This is a genomic window from Coprobacter fastidiosus (genome assembly GCF_030296935.1).
In the GTDB taxonomy this organism is placed as follows: Bacteria; Bacteroidota; Bacteroidia; order Bacteroidales; family Coprobacteraceae; genus Coprobacter; species Coprobacter fastidiosus.
Map to the genome: position 1 here is coordinate 598,267 of NZ_AP028032.1, position 18,787 is coordinate 617,053.

Sequence of the window (18,787 nt, forward strand, 5' to 3'; positions counted from 1 at the left end):
CTATCACCCTTTATACATCTCCTCGTAATACTTCTCATACTCACCGGAAGTGATGTTATCTATCCATTCCTGATTATCGAGATACCAACGGACTGTTTTCTCAATGCCTTCTTCGAACTGCAAGCTTGGTTCCCAATCGAGTTCATTTTTCAGTTTGGTACTATCTATGGCATAACGCAAATCGTGTCCTTTGCGGTCGGTAACGTAGGTAATCAGGTCTAAAGAATAACCTTCGGGATTGCCTAACAGACGATCGACCGTTTTGATGATGACTTTGATAATGTCAATATTTTTCCATTCGTTAAATCCTCCGATATTGTAAGTATCGGCTATCTTGCCATTATGGAAAATCATATCGATGGCTCGAGCATGGTCTACCACATAGAGCCAGTCGCGCACATTTTCGCCTTTGCCATATACCGGTAACGGTTTACGGTGACGGATATTATTGATAAACAGAGGTATCAGTTTTTCGGGGAACTGGTATGGCCCATAATTGTTGCTGCAATTGGTAACGATGGTCGGCATACCGTAGGTATCGTGAAATGCCCGCACAAAATGGTCGCTCGATGCTTTCGATGCTGAATAGGGACTGTGCGGATTGTATTTCGTATCTTCATAAAAGAAATCTTTGCCATAGGCAAGATGGTGTTCTATGGAGGATGCTGTCGTTGTGAATGGTGGTTTTATCCCTTCGGGATGTGTGAGTTCCAAAGCTCCATATACTTCATCGGTAGAGATATGATAAAACCGTTTTCCGGCATAGCTTTCGGGTAAAGATTCCCAGTATTCTTTTGCTGCCTGCAACAGGCTCAATGTACCCATAACATTGGTGCGGGCAAAGGTGAAAGGGTCTTTAATGCTACGATCTACGTGACTTTCTGCTGCCAAATGGATAATGCCATCTGCTTCGTACTGTTTCACCAACTCCTGCATTCCGGGAAAATCGCATATATCGGCTTTTACAAAAGTATAGTTCGGCTTGTCTTCTATATCTTTAAGATTGGCTAAATTGCCGGCATAGGTCAGTTTATCGAGATTGATAATGTGGTAATCGGGATATTTATTGACAAACAAGCGAACGACATGCGATCCTATAAATCCGGCGCCTCCGGTAATGATGATATTGCGTTTAAATTTCATGATCGATTATTTTTGTTTAAGTTCTTCTATGCATTTTACTAAAGAGTCTTTCCAATACGGAACTGTTATGCCGAATGTCTTTTTTACTTTTGTCTTATCCAATACCGAAAAATGCGGACGTTTTACTTTACTTGGAAATTCGTCGCTGTGACAAGGTTGTATATCACAACAGTTTCCGGAAAGTGCGCATATCTCTTTTGCAAAATCATACCAAGAACAGACTCCTTCATTGCTGTAATGATAGATACCTTGCCGATTTAGAAAATTGTTTTCTATGATTTTGTAGATCAATGCCGCCAAATCACCGGCATAGGTCGGTGTACCGACTTGATCGAACACGACATTCAGGGTTTCTCTCTCTGATGTAAGACGTTGCATGGTCTTTACAAAATTGTTCCCGAACGGGGAATAGAGCCATGCCGTACGAAAGATCAGATAACGGCATCCCGACTCCAATATGGCTTTTTCTCCTGCCAATTTTGTGATTCCGTAAACTCCCAACGGATCGGTCGTCCAATCTTCGTGACAAGGGATATTCCGGTCTCCTTTAAAAACGTAATCGGTAGAGATGTGTATCAGAGTCGAACCCGACTCCTTGGCTGCCATCGACAGGTTCTCGACAGCCTTATTGTTCAGCAAATCGGCTGTTGCATAATCGTCTTCTGCTTTATCGACATTGGTATATGCAGCACAGTTTACAATTACTTGTATATTCTCTTTATCGATTATCCGGCGAATAGCATTCAGATCGGTAATATCCAATTCCGCTACGTCTGTAAAAACATAATGGTTGCCCGAACTTTTCGATACACGGCGCATTTCATTTCCGAGTTGCCCGTTTGCGCCTGTTACTAATATATTCATCATCAATACAATTTTTCGTTATAGTCGAACAACCATGACGCATCTTGCAAACGACAATGATGCCGGTCTTTTTCCGAGAGTATTACTTTATCGGACGGTATTTTCCAATCTATCCCCAAATCAGGATCATCCCATGCCAAAGCTCCTTCACTTTGCGGTGCATAAAATGCGTCGCATTTATACTGGAATATGACTTCATCGGTCAGGACGCTGAATCCGTGTGCAAATCCGCGCGGGATAAAGAATTGCCGATGGTTTTCTCCGGAAAGTTCTACGGCTATATGTTTGCCGAATGTGGGAGAACCTTTGCGAATATCGACGGCGACATCCAAAACAGCGCCCTTGATCACTCGCACCAGTTTGCTTTGGGTATATGGCGGTTTCTGGAAATGCAATCCGCGCAAAACTCCGTAAGAGGATTTCGACTCATTATCTTGGACGAAAACGGTTTTACACACTTTTTCTTCAAATTCGCGCTGAGAGAATGATTCGAAAAAATATCCCCGTTCATCGCTGAAAATTCGCGGTTCTATGATAACCACTCCGTCTATGTCCGTTTTTATTACTTCCATTATTCCAATCCCAACTCATTAATAACTTTCAGCAAATATTGCCCGTATTGATTTTTAAGCATCGGTTGCGCCAAATCACGCATTTTATCGGCAGTGATCCAACCTTTGCGAAGAGCTATGCCTTCGAGGCAGGCGACTTTCAGCCCTTGTCGCTTCTCAATGACTTCGACAAAGGTTGAAGCTTCACTTAATGAATCGTGCGTACCTGTGTCTAACCAGGCAAATCCACGTCCTAATGTCTGCACTTTTAATTCCCGATCATTCAAAAAGGCCTGATTTACCGTAGTAATTTCCAGTTCTCCTCTTGCCGAAGGCTTTATATTTTTGGCAATATCGACTACACGATTAGGATAAAAATAGAGTCCTACAACTGCGTAGTTGGATTTAGGCTTTTCCGGTTTCTCTTCGATCGACATACAATTACCGTCTTTGTCAAACTCTGCAACACCATACCGCTCAGGATCGGCGACCCAATAGCCGAAAACCGTAGCTTTCTTGTCTTCGTCTGCCGTACGTACAGCGTCTTGCAACATTCGGGTAAAACTTTGTCCATAAAAGATATTATCTCCGAGAACCAGACAAACCGAATCGTCTCCTATGAATTTTTCACCGATAATAAAGGCCTGAGCCAGACCGTCCGGACTGGGCTGTTCGGCATATTCGAAATGTACTCCGTAATCAGAACCGTCTCCTAACAATCTCTTGAATCCGGGCAGATCGACCGGAGTAGATATTACCAAAATATCCCGGATATCTGCCAACATCAACACCGATATAGGATAATAGATCATCGGTTTGTCATAAATCGGGAGAAGCTGCTTACTCACTCCCTTAGTGATCGGATACAACCTTGTGCCCGAACCGCCTGCTAATACAATACCTTTCATTTTTAATATAGTTGCAATAATATGGTGTCCGGAAGTCTAATTTTCTTCAGAATAACCTTTGCCATATCCATAATTATAACCGTATCTGTACCCATACCGATATCCATAATGACCATATGCTTCGGATGTGCCGTTCAGGATAACAGCCATGTTTTTATATCTTTGATCTGTATAAAATCCTTCTATTTCATAAAGCATGCTGCGATCTAATAAGCCTGACCGGATAATAAACAGTGTCATATCCGATAATTTATTGATAATAGAAGCATCTGCAACTATCTCTACCGGAGGACAATCGATAAAGATGCAGTCATATTCGGTCTTTAATGTACTCAACATTTGTTCTAAGCGCAGATCAAATAACAGCTCGGTCGGATTTGGAGGTATCGTGCCTACCGGTATTACATCTAAACCCGGATAAACCTTGCCTTTGACTATAATTTCAGAAAAATTTTCTACTTGCCCGCTCAAATAATTTGAAATTCCTATTCGGGGAGAATCGACATACGAGCTTAAAGAGGCTTTTCTCATATCGAGGTCAATAACCAATATCTTTTTACCTTTAATTGCAAGACTTTTTGCCAGATTCATGGTAATAAAAGTCTTTCCGCTACCCGGATTTGCAGACGTAACCATGATAACCCGGGATTGTCCTTCTTTACCCAACATGAACTCAAGATTGGTGCGTACAACTCTAAATGCTTCGTTGACAAGATTTCGGCTTTTTTCTTTAACTACAATCGTATGTGTTTCCGGTAATTTCTTTTTCCGGAATATCGAGCCCTGTTTGCCCTGATGATATGCCAACGGTATTTCTCCGACAAAAGGAATTGTCATATTTTCTAAATCTTTACGTCCCCTGACTTTTGTATTCATATTCTCTGCAATGAATATGACTATTGCAGGCATCAACAGACCTGCTACAAAGGCAACCAGCAAGATATTCTTTTTCAGCGGGGCTGTAGGTAACATGCTTCCTCCCGCCGGAGTGATAATACGGGTATTATATGCCGTAAACGCTTGAGAAAGTTCGTTCTCTTCACGTTTTTGAAGTAAGTATAGATAAAGCGATTCTTTTACTTTCTGTTGGCGTTCGACCGAAAGCAGATATTTGGCCTGAGCAGGGCTTTCAGCAATACGGGTAGTCGTCTGCTGTCCGCTGCGTTCGAGATTTTTTATTTGTGCATTTAAGGTGACAACCTGATTATCTATAGACGCGACAATTGCTTTGCGCATAGCAGCCAATGCATGGTCGAGATCGATAACCAAAGGGTTCTGGTCACTGCTGTTTGCAACCAAACTGTTGCGCTGAAGCAATTTGTTATTGTATTCTGTAATCTGATCTCCGAGGTTAGAGTTTTCTATACCCGAATTGGCCGGCAAAAGCTGGTATTTGTTCGACTCTCCTCCTAAATAATTACGAATATAGCGAGCCATATAAAGCTGATTGTTCAATGCCAATAATTGAGCATCAGTTTCGTTGACTTGTGCCATATACATACTGGATGCCGCTTGCACATCAGGCAAAAGATGTTCGCTCTTATACGAAGATATGTCCTCATCTACACTTCCCAATTCTTTTTCAATAACACCTAAGCGTTCGTTGATAAACATAGAAGTGCTGATCGCTATCTGATTTTTATCTTTTACCCAATTTTCATTATATACGGCAATCAACGTATTCAGAATATCTTCGGCCCGCTGGATAGAAACGTCTTTGAATGACAGATCGACAACCGTAGATTTTTCATCATTTAGCACGACAGATAAATTCGGAGCATAACGACGGACAGCACTATAAAGACTAGAACAGGAAACATATATAGGTTGAGAAAATTGAGAAGTATAATAAGGCGTGGGGCATACTGTTACTTTTCCAACAGGAGTCATAATCGTGTCTGTCAATTGTCCTTTTACCAATTTCCCGGGCAGTTCTTCACCATTCCGTATAAAATCAGACAGTTCTACGGTACTATCTGCCAAAATTTTTACGGTCAGCGCTGACGACTCATTATCGTTCGGAGTATCTATAGACACATTTATCGGTAAAGTACGACCATATAACACTTCCCGGTAAAAGCCTCCGTCAACATGATAATCCATATTCAGATGCAAACGCTTTACGACATCGGTCATGATTGCCGGAGACTGCAATGAAATAATTTCATTATTTACATTCGTATTTGCTTGAATCAGTCCCAAATCGGCAAATGATCCGGCATCTGCGGAGAGGGACTTCCCTTTTGAGTCTTCTTTAATGAGTATTGAAGCCGACCGGGTATACACCGGAGGCGTTACTTTAATATACAAGAAAGCAGCTCCTAATGTAATCATCAGAGATAGGGCAAACCAATACCAATTGGATGCACAAAGGTATAGCAAATCTTGTATTCGCATAAACTCTTCAGATTGCTTCGATTTCGGATTATTTTGAACAGCAGCCATATTTTTATTTAATATCAAAATAGTTATTTAACAATAAGCACGGTAATAGTGGTCAGCAATGAGGCCAATGACATCCAGAAAGATGTAGAACGGACATTATTACCGTTGACCGTAGATTGACGTGCCCGGACTGAATTAGGTTCGACATATATTACATCGTTCTGCTGAAGATAATATGCCGGAGAAGAATAAATCTGTTTTGCAGAACACAAGTCGAGTTGATAAGCGGTCTCTTTATCCCCCTCCTTTCTCAGCACATATACGGGATTCCGTTTCCCGTATATCGAGAGATCCCCGGCCATACTGATTGCATCAAGAACGGTAATTCTGTCCCGATCGATATTAATGCGCCCCGGTTTATTGACCTCTCCTAATACAAAAACACTGAGATTCATAAATTCTACCGTAACGACCGGGTCTTTTATCAGATTTTCCTTAATAAGCCGGTCCTTGATGTATCCGGCAAGCTCGGAACGGGTCATTCCTGCCACACGAATTTTTCCTAAAACGGGAAATTCAATATCTCCTTGAGCATCGACAGTATATACCGACATTTCTTGATTAGAATTTTGCGCCCCCGATGCTAATCCTGCACGAAAAGAGGCTATAGGCAAATTGAACAGACTTGCTAATTGAGGATCTTTACTGCTGACAACGATAGAAAGCTTATCTTCCGGTCGGAACGTAATTTGAGTCGATGCTATCAATTGCTCAGATATTCCCGGCTTAAGATCCTGAAAATATACGACCTTTTTAGACGAATCACATGAACTGAAAAGTACAATAACAAGTAAAATTCCTAATATATACTTGATCTGCATAAGCTTAATCTTTATTATTTTATTCATACTATTTAAATTCCTTACTATTCTATTTTTTCGATCAACGAAGGATGTATAAATGCGGTTGCAACGGCCATTATCCCTTGAATAGAAACGACTACCCTCCTATCGCCCTTAACTCGTACAAATACACCTTCTACTCCGGAAAAAATTCCTCCGGTAATTCTAACCTTATCTCCCTTTTTCAACATTAACGAAACAGGATCGAGATAAACGAGCTGATCGTCATACGTACCCGACACTGCAATGAAATCTTGCATTTGCTTATCGGGAATTATAATCGGACGGCCTGTTGCCTTATCCATAATATATCGAATAGGCAAACGGACTTCAAGTTCAGACTTGAATGTATCTATACTTGTTTTTGTCGAATGGACAAAAACAAGATTATGTATGATCGGTACTAATTTTCGTGATTTTTTAGCTCCTAAATCCGTGCTTTCATAGTGCATCGGTATAAAATTTTCAACATTATGACCGTCGAGATATTCTTTGAATATCATTTCCCGGCTATAAGTAACACGTATAGCATACCATGCTATATCACCTTGTTTCTTTAATTCTATGTTTTCTTTCTGCTCCAAAATTTTTCATAAAATAATCTCCGGTATAAAAAGGGATTATTTAAGGATATTCTCATATCCCAAAGATGATCGCGATTCACATCGAGACTTCTCTTACTTAATATCTTAGATGTGTAATTTATATACCAGAGATTATATTTTTATAAATAATACACCAAGAACCTGTACTTCTAAGACAAGATAGTTTTTGAATCTTTTGACCCTTCTAAAACTAAGCCGATCACTATATCAAGAAGTTCTCAAAACAGACTCGGGCAAAATTTAGACGGCTTTTAAAATTCCTATCCTACTTCGGTAAAACTTTGAACAAGTTCTAAATTCATAGACTTTGAAATCATAACTATATAATATCAATAACTACAACAACTTTTCCCAAATATTAATTTTTACAAAAGAATGTTCTTTAGGGACACCAGAAATATATATATCCCTGACTAACAATCGTTTGGCTGTATAATATAAAACACACCTTCAGCTCTGAATCCTGTTTCTATCACAGAAGTAGGACTTTATTATCTTGTGTATATAATTAATTGATTAATAGCATATTAATTTATTGTAACGCAAAAAAAATAGTTCCTAATATATTTTTATTTGACTATATAATATAATATTTGCAATAAATGCTACAACTCATTATACAATAACCTTTATTTTTACTATTCGAATAATGATTTATACCTGATTAGAATTTAAATTACTTACTTGCAAAATATTGATTTTCAGCATATGTGATTTTAATAGCAAAAAAATGTTTATTATTTAATTGGATAAACAAACTTATTTATCTAAATTTGGACACGTTTAAGTCCTACTTCTGTGATAGAAACAGATATTTTTATATAGACTATACTTTTCTTTTTTTCTTTTTCCTAGAATTATCCCCTTCATAATATAAAGAACTAATAATAAATTTATTAGCCTCATCTATAATAGAATTGTCTAAGGATGCCAAATAAATTTGCGTAGTTTTTTCGGATGTATGTCCCATACCGGCACTTATAACAGAAAGAGGTATATTTTTATTTCTTGCGGCTGTAGCCCATGTATGGCGTGCAACGTATGAGGTAAGAGGAGAAGGCAGTCCTAATAAATCGGAAATTTTTTTGAGCTGTTTGTTATAATAACTCAGTGAATTTTGATATTGCCGATATGCTATTTTTTCGTCTGAAGATGTAATAATAGGAAATATATATTCACTTTTTGTTTTGTAATGGTCCATTATCTTTTTCATACATGATTCGATACGAATATTGATAATCTGTCCGGTCTTACGACGAATATATTGTATGAACCCATTTCTTATATTGCTTTTTCTGAGATAAGCAATATCGACAAAAGCCATTCCTCTCGTATAAAAACTAAAAATAAATATATCCCTGGCATAATCCAAAGCCTTATGTTCGGATAAATCCAAATTGCTTAAACGAACAATGATTTCCTCATTGACAGCTCTCTTTCGAGTGCGATCTACTCCGGTATATACTTTCCTGAATATATTTTCAGGATTAAAAAACATTTTTGCAGCAGCTTTATTATACACAGATCGCAATATACGCATATAAAAAGATACAGAATTACGGGTTATACCTTTCTTTCTCAACCATGAATCATATTCAAGAATAAAATCTTCTGTCATTAAATAAAACTCAATGTCTTGATTATGAAGAAACGAAGCAAAGCTATTTCTCGTGCACATATAATTCCGGGCCGTTCCCAAACATCCGTTCTTTATCAATGATCTTATCTGTTTATCCATAAAAGCAAGAAAAGATTTATCTTGTCTATGTATATGAAATGCTTGTAAGATATCCTTTGCCGAATAATTTGGAAACGATTTAATTATATTTTGTAAAGCAGATACATCTTTCTTTATTCGGAGGTCTATATCCGTTACGTACGAAAACCGATATTTTTCTCTAAAAACGACAGACTGGGACTTTTCATCCCATTCTTCAGGAAATAATTTATACTCTGTTGCAATCCGGACAGACCTCATGCCTTCATGCAATACATAAACCACTGTTCCGGGAACTCCGGAAACAGATGAATGACGTAATTTGATTTTTATAGATACCATAACTTCTAAATATTATATACCAAAAATATATAACATATAGCTGCGTAAATATCATAGAAAAAATCATTTTTTACCCAAAGCCTGTCTAAATCTTGTACAGATATTTTTGAAAATTGTTTCGAGGGGGTTTTTCAAATTCGACCCAAGAAAAATTTAGATAGACTCTAAAACAAGTCTTTAAATTAGAAACGAATAATTATTTACTGACGCATAATATCATCATTTTTCATTCGGTTGCCTCTGTAAAATCAGCAAAGCTACCGTTATAATAAAAATACCCAATATCGAATACAAATCGGGATATTCACCCGGAACAAGCAACCAACTTAAAACAACACCGGCAACCGGTACGACAAATTTCCACATGTTCAATTCAGAAACTTTCACTTCTGGTCTCTTAAGCAGCGAATACCAAATGGAAAATCCGACTGCCGGAATCAACGCCAACCATATCCATGCAATATAAAACTCTAATGAATAAGGCTTTACATACCAATCTTCTGTAAAAAACGATACAATATACAGAATTAATCCGCCAGAAAAATTAGCAAATGCAGTGAGCATAACCGGAGAAACTTTGTTTCTGTTCTTGGCAACTATAATATTAGTAGATGCTCCTACAATATTACTGATAATCAACAATATGACTCCGTAATAAAACGAAGCATCAGTATGAATAGAACCTCCTTTTGCAAAACTTATAAATACGATTCCGGCCATACCTAAAACAATAGCCAAAATCTTACGAAACGACATTCGATCATTTCCCATAGTGAAATGAGCCATAACTGCAACGAAGAACGGGCCGCCTCCGATGATAATTGCAGATATGGCAGCGGGGACTTTATTTAATCCCATAAAAAAGAAACCGTACTGTATAAACGTCTGTAAAAAACCGAATAACAGCATATAACGCTACTCTTTCAAATTAGAAATCCAATCGATCTTCTGATATATCAAAAAAGGTATTAACAAAAGTCCGGCCAGCATAAAGCGCATACCGGACAAATGTAACGGAGTTGTATATTCAAATCCTATTTTAGCTCCTGCAAAGGCCGATCCCCATAGTAAACATGCAAAAATCGCCAATATCTTAGTTTTCATGTAATTCTTTATTTTTTTAAACTGCAAAGATAATCTATATATCTTTTTTTATTAGACTGTTTTTACATCCTATTATACGACAATCTGATAAGAAAGCGTATTTTTGCGATAGATTTTAAGAGGGTTTATTTCACTTGAACAAAAAAATAATACATATAGATATGGATGCTTTTTATGCTTCCATAGAATTGCGTGATCATCCGGAATATGTCGGGAAGCCATTAGTCGTAGGCCGTCCCGAAAGCAGGGGTGTTGTCTCTGCGGCCAGTTATGAAGCCCGGAAATACGGAATACGTTCAGCCATGTCGTCTGTCAAAGCTCGGAAACTTTGCCCGGATGTAATATTCATACCGGGACGAATGGAGGTATATAAAGAGGTATCTAAACAAATACACGCTATATTCAGAGAATATACCGATATTATAGAACCGTTATCTTTGGATGAAGCTTTTCTCGATGTTACAGAAAACAAAAAAAATATCGAATTGGCGACAGATATAGCAAAAGCCATAAAACAACAAATAAAAGAGACATTGGGGCTTACTGCCTCTGCAGGAGTTTCCTATAATAAATTTCTTGCAAAGATCGCTTCCGATTACAGAAAACCCGACGGACTCTACGTCATCCATCCCGATAAAGCTATCAAATTCATCGCTTCTCTCCCCATTGAATTATTCTGGGGTGTAGGAAAAAAGACCGGAAAGAAAATGCACTTATTAGGAATTCATTCGGGAGCTGATTTACAAAAATGTTCTTTAGAGTTTCTTATCAATCATTTCGGAAAAAACGGAAATCTATTTTATGATTTTGCTCATGGTATAGATAACAGAGCGGTAGAAGCTGTAAAAATAAGGCAATCGATCGGCTGTGAAACAACTTTTGAAAAAGATTTGACTAGTCCCATGGCTGTTATCATAGAACTTTATCATGTAGCCTGTGAACTGACAGAACGCATCACTCTCAAAAAATTTCAAGGAAACACGCTTACTCTAAAAATAAAATTCAATGACTTTTCACAAAAAACCAAATGTATAAGTAATCATCATCCTTTAACAGACCTTGATGAAATACTGCCTTTAGCAAAAAAACTATTGAAAGAGATAGACATATCGCAACATCCGATTCGTTTACTCGGTTTGTCAGTTTCGCATCCGACAGAAAAATTGTATCCTCAACAGCTCAGTATCCAATTCTGAAGAACCTTGACCTTAATGATCTTTTATTCCGGATGGATATTCCCTGAAAAATCACTCTCATATTATCCCGAACAATATTTTGAACGGATATAAACTTTACAACAGAAATTTGGCATACATTTTGAACATATTTATTTTTAAAATTTGATAACTTACAAAATAAGATATTACCTTTATTGGTTTCAGAAAATATGACAAATATGACAGTAAAAGAAATAATAAATACCCAACAAGAAATTTATCGATTGCTTGCAAAAAAACAGATAAAAACAGTATTTGAACTGTTGTCCGAATTGTCTTTGGCATTGCAAGATTGGACTGTCAACGAAAAACTGAATGAACTGGAAACGTCTTATAAATATATGCTCCGGTATATGTTCGAAGGTATCGAAGATCCTGAACGAGAACAGGTATATAGAAATTTAATTTCATCTTTATTCACTTTAACCGATAAAGTTACCGAATTACTACTCGAAAAAGAATCATCCGGTTTTTATTTTTCTAAGAAAAGATATATTCAGCTACATCCGGAGATGAGTATTCAGCAACAGTCAGACACATTAGATTCTGCCATTAACAACCTGTCTTTAAATAGTTTATTGAGTGATATAGAAAATAATACCCAGACGCAAATTGAACTCAGAAAGCAAGTAGAAAAAGCAGAAGAAGAACTTGTAACCAGAATTTGGTGCAACTATCCGGCAACCGAATGGGATTACACAGCTTTACGTGAAGGATTATCTCCAGAACATTTCCCTGTCGAAACGACTTGTTTAATCGTTTCGGCGCTTACTTTAAATCTACTGCATCGGTATGACGAACAAAAATTGGCAATTCTATTAGACGTCTATGAGCAATCGACTAATGAAGAAATACGTCAAAGAGCCTTATGTGGAGTTCTGATTCTTATGTACATATATAAAGCGAGAATAGAACTTTCGCCCTATTTGCTGGCAAGAATCGAAGCTAGCAAAGAAAACGAGCGATTTTGTAAGGAAACACGGACAATCTTTCTGCAATTAATAAAAAGCCGCGAAACTGAACGAATTTCTCGAAAATTTACAGAAGAGCTGCTTCCTGAAATGATGAAAATAAGCCCGTCTATTTATAAAAAGATGAAACAAGACGAGCTAATGAACGACATGAACTCTTTGGATAAAAATCCGGAGTGGCAGGAAATTTTAGAGCAATCAGGAATTGCCGATAAGCTTAAAGAACTGAATGATTTACAATTAGAAGGGGCTGATGTTTTTATGAGTACTTTTTCAGGACTCAAGAGTTTCCCGTTTTTTAAAGAAGCTGCTAACTGGTTTCGCCCGTTTAATACTGAATATACAGCATTGACCAACGTTTTTACCCAAGGAGATAAAGATAATAATTTCAAGAAACTCATTAGTTTATCCCACTTTTTGTGCAATTCGGACAAATATTCTTTCTGCCTCAGTCTCACACAAGTACCGGAAACCCAAAGAGGTATGATGACGTCTCAATTCAATGCCGAAGGTATAGAGATGCAAAATATAGAAAAAGACAAACTTTCTCTAAATGCAGATGAAGCTGGGAAAAACATATCAAACCAATATTTACAAGACTTATATAGATTTTTCAAACTTTCATCTTTCCGATCCGAATTTTCAGACCCATTTTCATCTCATATAGACTTATTCCAGGTTTCATTCCTGCAATCTATATTTTCGGATGACAATACATTAAGGTTGATCGGAGAATTTTATTTCCGGAAAGAATATTATGCCGATGCCCTGACAATGTTCAATAAATTACTACAAAACCATCGATCAGACAGTGAACTATATCAAAAAATAGGATATTGCCTACAAATGTCAGGAGAATATGATAAAGCTTTAGACGCATATCTGAAAGCAGAAATGATATATCCCGATAGTCTGTGGACATTAAGGCGAATTGCGTCTTGTTACAGAACATTGAAAAAACCGGAAGCTGCATTAGAATACTACTTGAGAATAGAACAAATGAAACCTGATAATTTATCGATAGAAATGAATATCGGACATTGCTATTTCGAACAAGAGAATTATGATGAAGCTTTGAAATATTATTTTAAAGTCGATTATTTAGACCCCAAAAGCACCAAAGCATGGAGGGCTATAGCATGGTGTTCTTTTTTGGCGGAAAAACAAGAACAAGCCCGGCGTTATTACGAAAAAATACTGAATAATAAACCGACCTCTATCGATTATATGAATGCTGGACATGTAGAATTTGCCCTTAAAAATCTGAATAAGACGATAGAATTATACAGAGAAAGCATAGAGAACGATAAAGGAAATGCGGAATCGTTCCTTAATAATTTCAGGCAAGATGTCAAATATTTGATACAAGCAGGCATATCTGCCAATGATATTCCGTTGCTAATCGACCAGCTCATGTATTCCTTAAACCGATAATCTCCCCCGCCGGAGATTATCGGCTACCTAAATCATCATATAACTTTTGTAGAAATGCCTTACCTGCGTTCTCTTTACTCCCGGTAGTATCTCCTTCTGAAAAAACGGCCTTCCCCGCTTCATTATCATATATGACTTTAGCATCAGAATCCAGATATCCGAATCCGTCCTTGAAGGTATAATAAGCAAATTTGTATTGAGTAGTATCGGCAATATTTTTGCTGAACTTAAAATCTGAATAATCTATATTCATTTGTCCTAAAAGAGTGGCGGCAATATCGATCTGAGAACCATAATCATTTATCACTTTAGAGCCATTTACCACTCCTCCACACCAAACCATAGGAATGTGATGACGGACAATATCAGGCTCTTGAACTCCGGCAGGATATCGCATAGCGTGATCAGGCACTAAAATAATCAAAGTATTATTCCATTGGGGAGTTTGACGGAATCGATCGACAAATGCACCCAAGCAACTATCGGTATAAGCCACCGAATTAAGATAAGGATCATCAAAATGATGATACGGGACATCAAAAGGTTCATGACTGCTTAGTGTCAAAAATACCTTCATAAAAGGATGCTTCTGTTGATTTTGTATCAATTCACTGAAACGAATAAAAGTCGTGCCGTCATTTGCCCCCCATTTAGATAATAAATCACTAACCGGGAAATCTTTGTCAGAGACAATGCTTTGAAATCCTGAAGAAATAAAATAAGAACGCATATTGGTAAAATCCGCATCTCCTCCATAAAGGAATTGAATGTCATATCCCTCTTTCCGCAATGATTTAGATATGGCAGGCAAAGATTGAGATTTGACGGGATATTTCATAATAGATGTTGTCGGCTGCGCAGGATATCCGCTTAAAATCGAGACAAGTCCTCTATCAGTTCTAAAGCTATTCGCATAAAAGTTTGTAAAAAATATTCCTTCTTCTGCCAAACGGGTAAGATTCGGCATTACTCCCGGAACTCCACCCAATTTCTCCATTGCGGTGCCGGAAAAACTTTCCAATATGATTAGTAAAATATCCGGACGCTCACGATTAATCCATCGAACAGAGTCATTTTCAGGGAAATAAACTCGACTATGTGTCATCTTTGAAAATTCTTGATCTGCTTTATCTGCATCCATAAAACGATACTGCTGTTTAAAATCTTGTCCTTTAGACAAAGATGCCAACAAACTGAAAGCCGGGTTTATTGCTGCATGATTAAACAACATATTATCACTGTAATATACCCTTCCTACATTAATTGTAGAAACCGAAATACCTCCTCGGATCGGGATAAACAGCAAACCGAGTAACAATAAAAACCAACATGTCGATTTGATACGATGTTTACAGAATTTCCATTTCCCAGAACCTTTCACAAACCAGCGATTCAAAGGATACCAAAAAATCGCAAAATATAAAATGACACCTATAATTCCTAAAACCAAAACCCAAAACGGAATACTCGCCATAGCATCGGCAGGAGACTTCAAATAAAACAATGGAGTTGCATCCATCCTAAATCCCCAATAAGTATATAATTCTATATCGGAAATAAAAATGAGAGATAAAATCGCTATAATCAATGCAAAATATCCTTTATAAAACCATTCTGCCCATAATCCTTGTATCCATACTGTTACTAAAGCCACGAATACCGGCAATGCCAAAATATAGCTTGCAACCGAAAGATCGAGAGGAAGACCGTGGTATATAACTTGCATCCAGTCTATAAGAGAGGCTTTTTCGAATAAATTATAATGGAAAAGCATAAATAGTGGCTTTTGCAACATAAACATGAAGATAAACCACAAATATATTTTGAGTAAAAAGAGCAATCGCTGTTTCATGATTTTTTTATTTTTTACATTATACCCGACACAAATGTATGCTAAAAGAGAAAAATACGCACTTGTAAAGAGAGTTTTTACTTTTTAATTAATATAAATTAATAGCTCTTTTATGTTAAAGTATCAATTATTTGAGAACTTTGTCAACTCTAATAAAAACCTTTCTCATGAAAAGAAAATTTATATTTATAGTTTTTCTAACAATAACTTTATATATGACTCAAGCTGCAAATCCTTTTTTCGGGAAGTTTAAAACACCCCGAGAAACCGCACCATTCGACAAGATAAAAATAACAGATTACGAACCGGCATTTCAAGAAGGTATTCGTCAACATCAAAAAGAAGTAGATGCAATTGTCAATCAGCGTTCTACACCTACATTTGAGAACACAATAGAGGCATTAGAACGATCAGGAAATTTACTGAACAAAGTATCAACCATATTCTTCGCTGTTTCCGAAGCCGAAGGCAACGATGAGATGATGGCTATTTCTCAAAGAATCTCGCCTATCCTTTCAGAACACGGCAACAATATCAATCTGAACGAAAAATTATTCGAACGGGTCAAATTCGTTTACGACAAAAAAGGAGAATTGGATTTATCTCCCGAACAAATGGCTCTATTGAACGATACTTATGAAAGCATGGTACGCAAAGGCGCTAACCTGAAAGGCGAAAATCGGGAAAAATACCGTAAACTTACAACCGAGCTAAATCAATTAACTTTGACATTCGGACAAAATCTGCTTAAAGCGACAAACAGTTTCGAAATGCTATTGACTAAGCCTGAAGAATTGGACGGGCTTCCTCAAAGTGCGATAGATGCAGCGGCATTAATGGCTCAAAACAAAGGGAAAAAAGGATTTCTTTTCGACCTTTCTTATCCGAGCTATGGCCCGTTTATGCAATATTCGGCACGTCGGGATTTGAGAGAAAAAATGTATCGGGCATATAACTCTCGCTGCCAGACCGGAAAGTTCGACAATACACAAATCGTAAAACGTATTGCTGAAGTCAGGATGGAAATCTCCAAATTGATGGGAAAAGAGAATTATGCAGAGTATACATTGGAACGCCGTATGGCAAAAAACAGCCGAAATGTATATAACTTGCTAAATCAGTTATTAGAAGCATACAAACCTGAAGCTTTACAAGAAGTTAGAGAAGTAAAAGGTTTTGCAATCGGTATGGAAGGTAAAAACTTCGATCTGATGCCATGGGACTGGTCTTATTACTCAGATAAATTAAAAAATGCCAAATACGATCTTAACGATGAAATGCTGAAACCTTATTTCGAATTGAATCGAGTAAAAAAAGGTGTATTCGGTTTAGCAACACGTTTATACGGTCTCAAATTTAAGAAGAACAATAAAATTCCCGTATATCATCCAGAAGTAGAAGCTTTTGAAGTTTTTGATGCAAATAATAAATATGTAGGCGTATTATACACAGATTTTCATCCTCGAGCAACCAAAAGAGGCGGTGCATGGATGACCGAATATAAAGGACAATGGAAAGATGAGAATGGAAAAGACAGTCGCCCCCATATTACTATCGTTATGAATTTCACTCGTCCGACAGCTGACAAACCGGCATTATTGACTTATGGGGAGGTCGAAACCTTTTTGCATGAATTCGGTCATTCTCTACACGGTTTATTGGCAAACTCAACTTATGCATCTCTTTCCGGAACAAATGTATTTCGTGACTTTGTAGAACTGCCTTCTCAGATTATGGAAAACTGGCTTTCCGAAAAAGAGTTTCTCGATACATTTGCCTCCCATTATGAAACAGGGAAAAAAATGCCGGCAAAACTAATCGAAAAGATAAAAAAATCAAGACAATATAATGCGGCTTATCTCTGTTTGCGTCAATTATCTTTCGGATTTCTCGATATGGCTTGGTACACACAAACCGATTCCATCGAAAACGTTATTGAATTTGAACAAAAGGCAATGGCTCCGACCCAATTATTACCAATTGTCGACGGAACCGGAATGAGCAATCAATTCGGACATATTTTTTCAGGAGGCTATGCTGCCGGATATTACGGATATAAATGGGCTGAAGTTCTTGATGCAGATGCATTTTCTTTATTTAAAGAAAAAGGTATCTTCAATCGAGAAATTGCCGAATCCTTTAGAAAAAATATTCTCGAAAAAGGAGGTACAGAAGATCCGATGGAATTGTATAAACGTTTTCGCGGACATGAACCTTCTATAAAAGCATTGATGCAACGCGATGGTATTCTCAACGAATAATCCAGCATTTTTGCATTATCAATAAAAGAAATTCCCATCGAATATTATTCGATGGGAATTTCTTTTTGGATTGTATTAATATCATCCTAACATTACTCTACCGGTTGACAAGAAAAGACCATACCGAAATTGCCGGCAGCATGTGAACCTGTAAAAATCAGCTCATAATCATTAACCGTCTTCGTATAAATTCCTTCCGCATTAGGATTCACCAAAAAATTTTCAGAGGCAAGTTTTGCATAATATTCCGTAGCCATAGATGCATCACATTTATAATCAAAGAAAGCAACACTTTCTAAACCGAATGTTTTATTATACTGATGCAATTCTATATCACCTTCATACTTCGGGAAATTTCCCATAAACGGATACTTCTCGACCAACTTCTCCCATGTCATTCCGGTTGTAACCTCAACATCCCCGTCCCCATCTTCATCATCGTCTTTCGAACAACCAACTGACAAAAAAGAAAGAGCTATAACACAACTCAATACTGTAAAAAACTTTTTCATAATTTGATATTTTTACTAT

General features: G+C 37.2%; 14 protein-coding genes and 1 pseudogene. 3 read left to right on the forward strand and 12 right to left on the reverse strand.

The features are described from left to right. Window positions 1–3: 3 nt before the first annotated feature. The 10 genes and pseudogenes from QUE35_RS02390 to QUE35_RS02435 all read right to left on the reverse strand — a co-directional run. Window positions 4–1,143, reverse strand: coding sequence for a dTDP-glucose 4,6-dehydratase (locus QUE35_RS02390; protein ID WP_022602636.1), 1,140 nt, complete (start codon window positions 1,141–1,143; stop codon window positions 4–6). Between the two features lie 6 nt (window positions 1,144–1,149). Continuing rightward, entirely contained in the window at window positions 1,150–2,007 is an 858-nt protein-coding gene (gene rfbD / locus QUE35_RS02395; RefSeq protein WP_031258894.1) for a dTDP-4-dehydrorhamnose reductase, read from the reverse strand. A gap of 2 nt (window positions 2,008–2,009) precedes the next feature. Next, window positions 2,010–2,579: a dTDP-4-dehydrorhamnose 3,5-epimerase gene (rfbC, locus tag QUE35_RS02400; protein WP_022602634.1), complete on the reverse strand. Its 570-nt coding sequence runs from the start codon at window positions 2,577–2,579 to the stop codon at window positions 2,010–2,012. Continuing rightward, window positions 2,579–3,466: a glucose-1-phosphate thymidylyltransferase RfbA gene (gene rfbA / locus QUE35_RS02405; RefSeq protein WP_022602632.1), complete on the reverse strand. Its 888-nt coding sequence runs from the start codon at window positions 3,464–3,466 to the stop codon at window positions 2,579–2,581. The genes rfbC and rfbA overlap by 1 nt, the downstream gene beginning before the upstream one ends. A gap of 36 nt (window positions 3,467–3,502) precedes the next feature. Further along, entirely contained in the window at window positions 3,503–5,911 is a 2,409-nt protein-coding gene (locus QUE35_RS02410) for a GumC family protein (RefSeq protein WP_022602631.1), read from the reverse strand. A 23-nt stretch (window positions 5,912–5,934) separates the two neighbouring features. Continuing rightward, on the reverse strand, window positions 5,935–6,732 hold the full coding sequence (locus QUE35_RS02415) for a polysaccharide biosynthesis/export family protein (protein WP_031258893.1): 798 nt from the start codon (window positions 6,730–6,732) through the stop codon (window positions 5,935–5,937). A gap of 44 nt (window positions 6,733–6,776) precedes the next feature. Continuing rightward, the gene (locus QUE35_RS02420) at window positions 6,777–7,337 is read right to left on the reverse strand and encodes a UpxY family transcription antiterminator (protein ID WP_022602629.1); all 561 of its coding nucleotides are present in this window, start codon (window positions 7,335–7,337) and stop codon (window positions 6,777–6,779) included. 847 nt (window positions 7,338–8,184) lie between these two features. Further along, the gene (locus tag QUE35_RS02425; protein WP_022602282.1) at window positions 8,185–9,417 is read right to left on the reverse strand and encodes a tyrosine-type recombinase/integrase; all 1,233 of its coding nucleotides are present in this window, start codon (window positions 9,415–9,417) and stop codon (window positions 8,185–8,187) included. Window positions 9,418–9,636: 219 nt separating this feature from the next. Next, entirely contained in the window at window positions 9,637–10,137 is a 501-nt protein-coding gene (locus QUE35_RS02430; RefSeq protein WP_349267065.1) for a DMT family transporter, read from the reverse strand. Continuing rightward, window positions 10,126–10,521 (reverse strand): annotated as a pseudogene (locus tag QUE35_RS02435) (DMT family transporter); the annotation flags it as partial. The pseudogene QUE35_RS02435 and the gene QUE35_RS02430, both read right to left, overlap by 12 nt. Window positions 10,522–10,655: 134 nt before the next feature. Between QUE35_RS02435 and dinB the strand changes: the two are divergent. Then, the gene (gene dinB, locus QUE35_RS02440; RefSeq protein WP_022602288.1) at window positions 10,656–11,717 is read left to right on the forward strand and encodes a DNA polymerase IV; all 1,062 of its coding nucleotides are present in this window, start codon (window positions 10,656–10,658) and stop codon (window positions 11,715–11,717) included. Window positions 11,718–11,917: 200 nt separating this feature from the next. Beyond that, entirely contained in the window at window positions 11,918–14,143 is a 2,226-nt protein-coding gene (locus QUE35_RS02445) for a tetratricopeptide repeat protein (RefSeq protein WP_031258857.1), read from the forward strand. A 16-nt stretch (window positions 14,144–14,159) separates the two neighbouring features. On the opposite strand, the gene QUE35_RS02450 is transcribed toward QUE35_RS02445, so the two are convergent. Continuing rightward, complete coding sequence (locus QUE35_RS02450; RefSeq protein ID WP_022602291.1) at window positions 14,160–15,995, reverse strand: LTA synthase family protein; 1,836 nt, start codon at window positions 15,993–15,995, stop codon at window positions 14,160–14,162. 167 nt (window positions 15,996–16,162) lie between these two features. On the opposite strand from QUE35_RS02450, the gene QUE35_RS02455 reads away from it, so the two are divergent. After that, window positions 16,163–18,256, forward strand: a complete 2,094-nt coding sequence (locus tag QUE35_RS02455; RefSeq protein WP_022602293.1) for a M3 family metallopeptidase — start codon at window positions 16,163–16,165, stop codon at window positions 18,254–18,256. 92 nt (window positions 18,257–18,348) lie between these two features. Here the strand turns inward: QUE35_RS02455 and QUE35_RS02460 are convergent, their stop codons facing one another. Beyond that, window positions 18,349–18,768 (reverse strand): hypothetical protein, encoded by a 420-nt coding sequence (locus QUE35_RS02460; protein WP_009317100.1) that lies wholly within the window; start codon window positions 18,766–18,768, stop codon window positions 18,349–18,351. Between the last annotated feature and the right edge of the window lie 19 nt (window positions 18,769–18,787).

What these genes read in the sequence shown, in the direction of transcription:
- rfbC (WP_022602634.1), bottom strand. Translation starts at nt 2,579, where the DNA reads ATGGAAGTAATAAAAACGGACATAGACGGAGTGGTTATCATAGAACCG.
- QUE35_RS02390 (WP_022602636.1), bottom strand. Translation starts at nt 1,143, where the DNA reads ATGAAATTTAAACGCAATATCATCATTACCGGAGGCGCCGGATTTATA.
- QUE35_RS02415 (WP_031258893.1), bottom strand. Translation starts at nt 6,732, where the DNA reads ATGCAGATCAAGTATATATTAGGAATTTTACTTGTTATTGTACTTTTC.
- QUE35_RS02450 (WP_022602291.1), bottom strand. Translation starts at nt 15,995, where the DNA reads ATGAAACAGCGATTGCTCTTTTTACTCAAAATATATTTGTGGTTTATC.
- rfbA (WP_022602632.1), bottom strand. Translation starts at nt 3,466, where the DNA reads ATGAAAGGTATTGTATTAGCAGGCGGTTCGGGCACAAGGTTGTATCCG.
- QUE35_RS02460 (WP_009317100.1), bottom strand. Translation starts at nt 18,768, where the DNA reads ATGAAAAAGTTTTTTACAGTATTGAGTTGTGTTATAGCTCTTTCTTTT.
- QUE35_RS02425 (WP_022602282.1), bottom strand. Translation starts at nt 9,417, where the DNA reads ATGGTATCTATAAAAATCAAATTACGTCATTCATCTGTTTCCGGAGTT.
- QUE35_RS02430 (WP_349267065.1), bottom strand. Translation starts at nt 10,137, where the DNA reads ATGGCCGGAATCGTATTTATAAGTTTTGCAAAAGGAGGTTCTATTCAT.
- rfbD (WP_031258894.1), bottom strand. Translation starts at nt 2,007, where the DNA reads ATGAATATATTAGTAACAGGCGCAAACGGGCAACTCGGAAATGAAATG.
- QUE35_RS02410 (WP_022602631.1), bottom strand. Translation starts at nt 5,911, where the DNA reads ATGGCTGCTGTTCAAAATAATCCGAAATCGAAGCAATCTGAAGAGTTT.
- QUE35_RS02455 (WP_022602293.1), top strand. Translation starts at nt 16,163, where the DNA reads ATGAAAAGAAAATTTATATTTATAGTTTTTCTAACAATAACTTTATAT.
- QUE35_RS02445 (WP_031258857.1), top strand. Translation starts at nt 11,918, where the DNA reads ATGACAGTAAAAGAAATAATAAATACCCAACAAGAAATTTATCGATTG.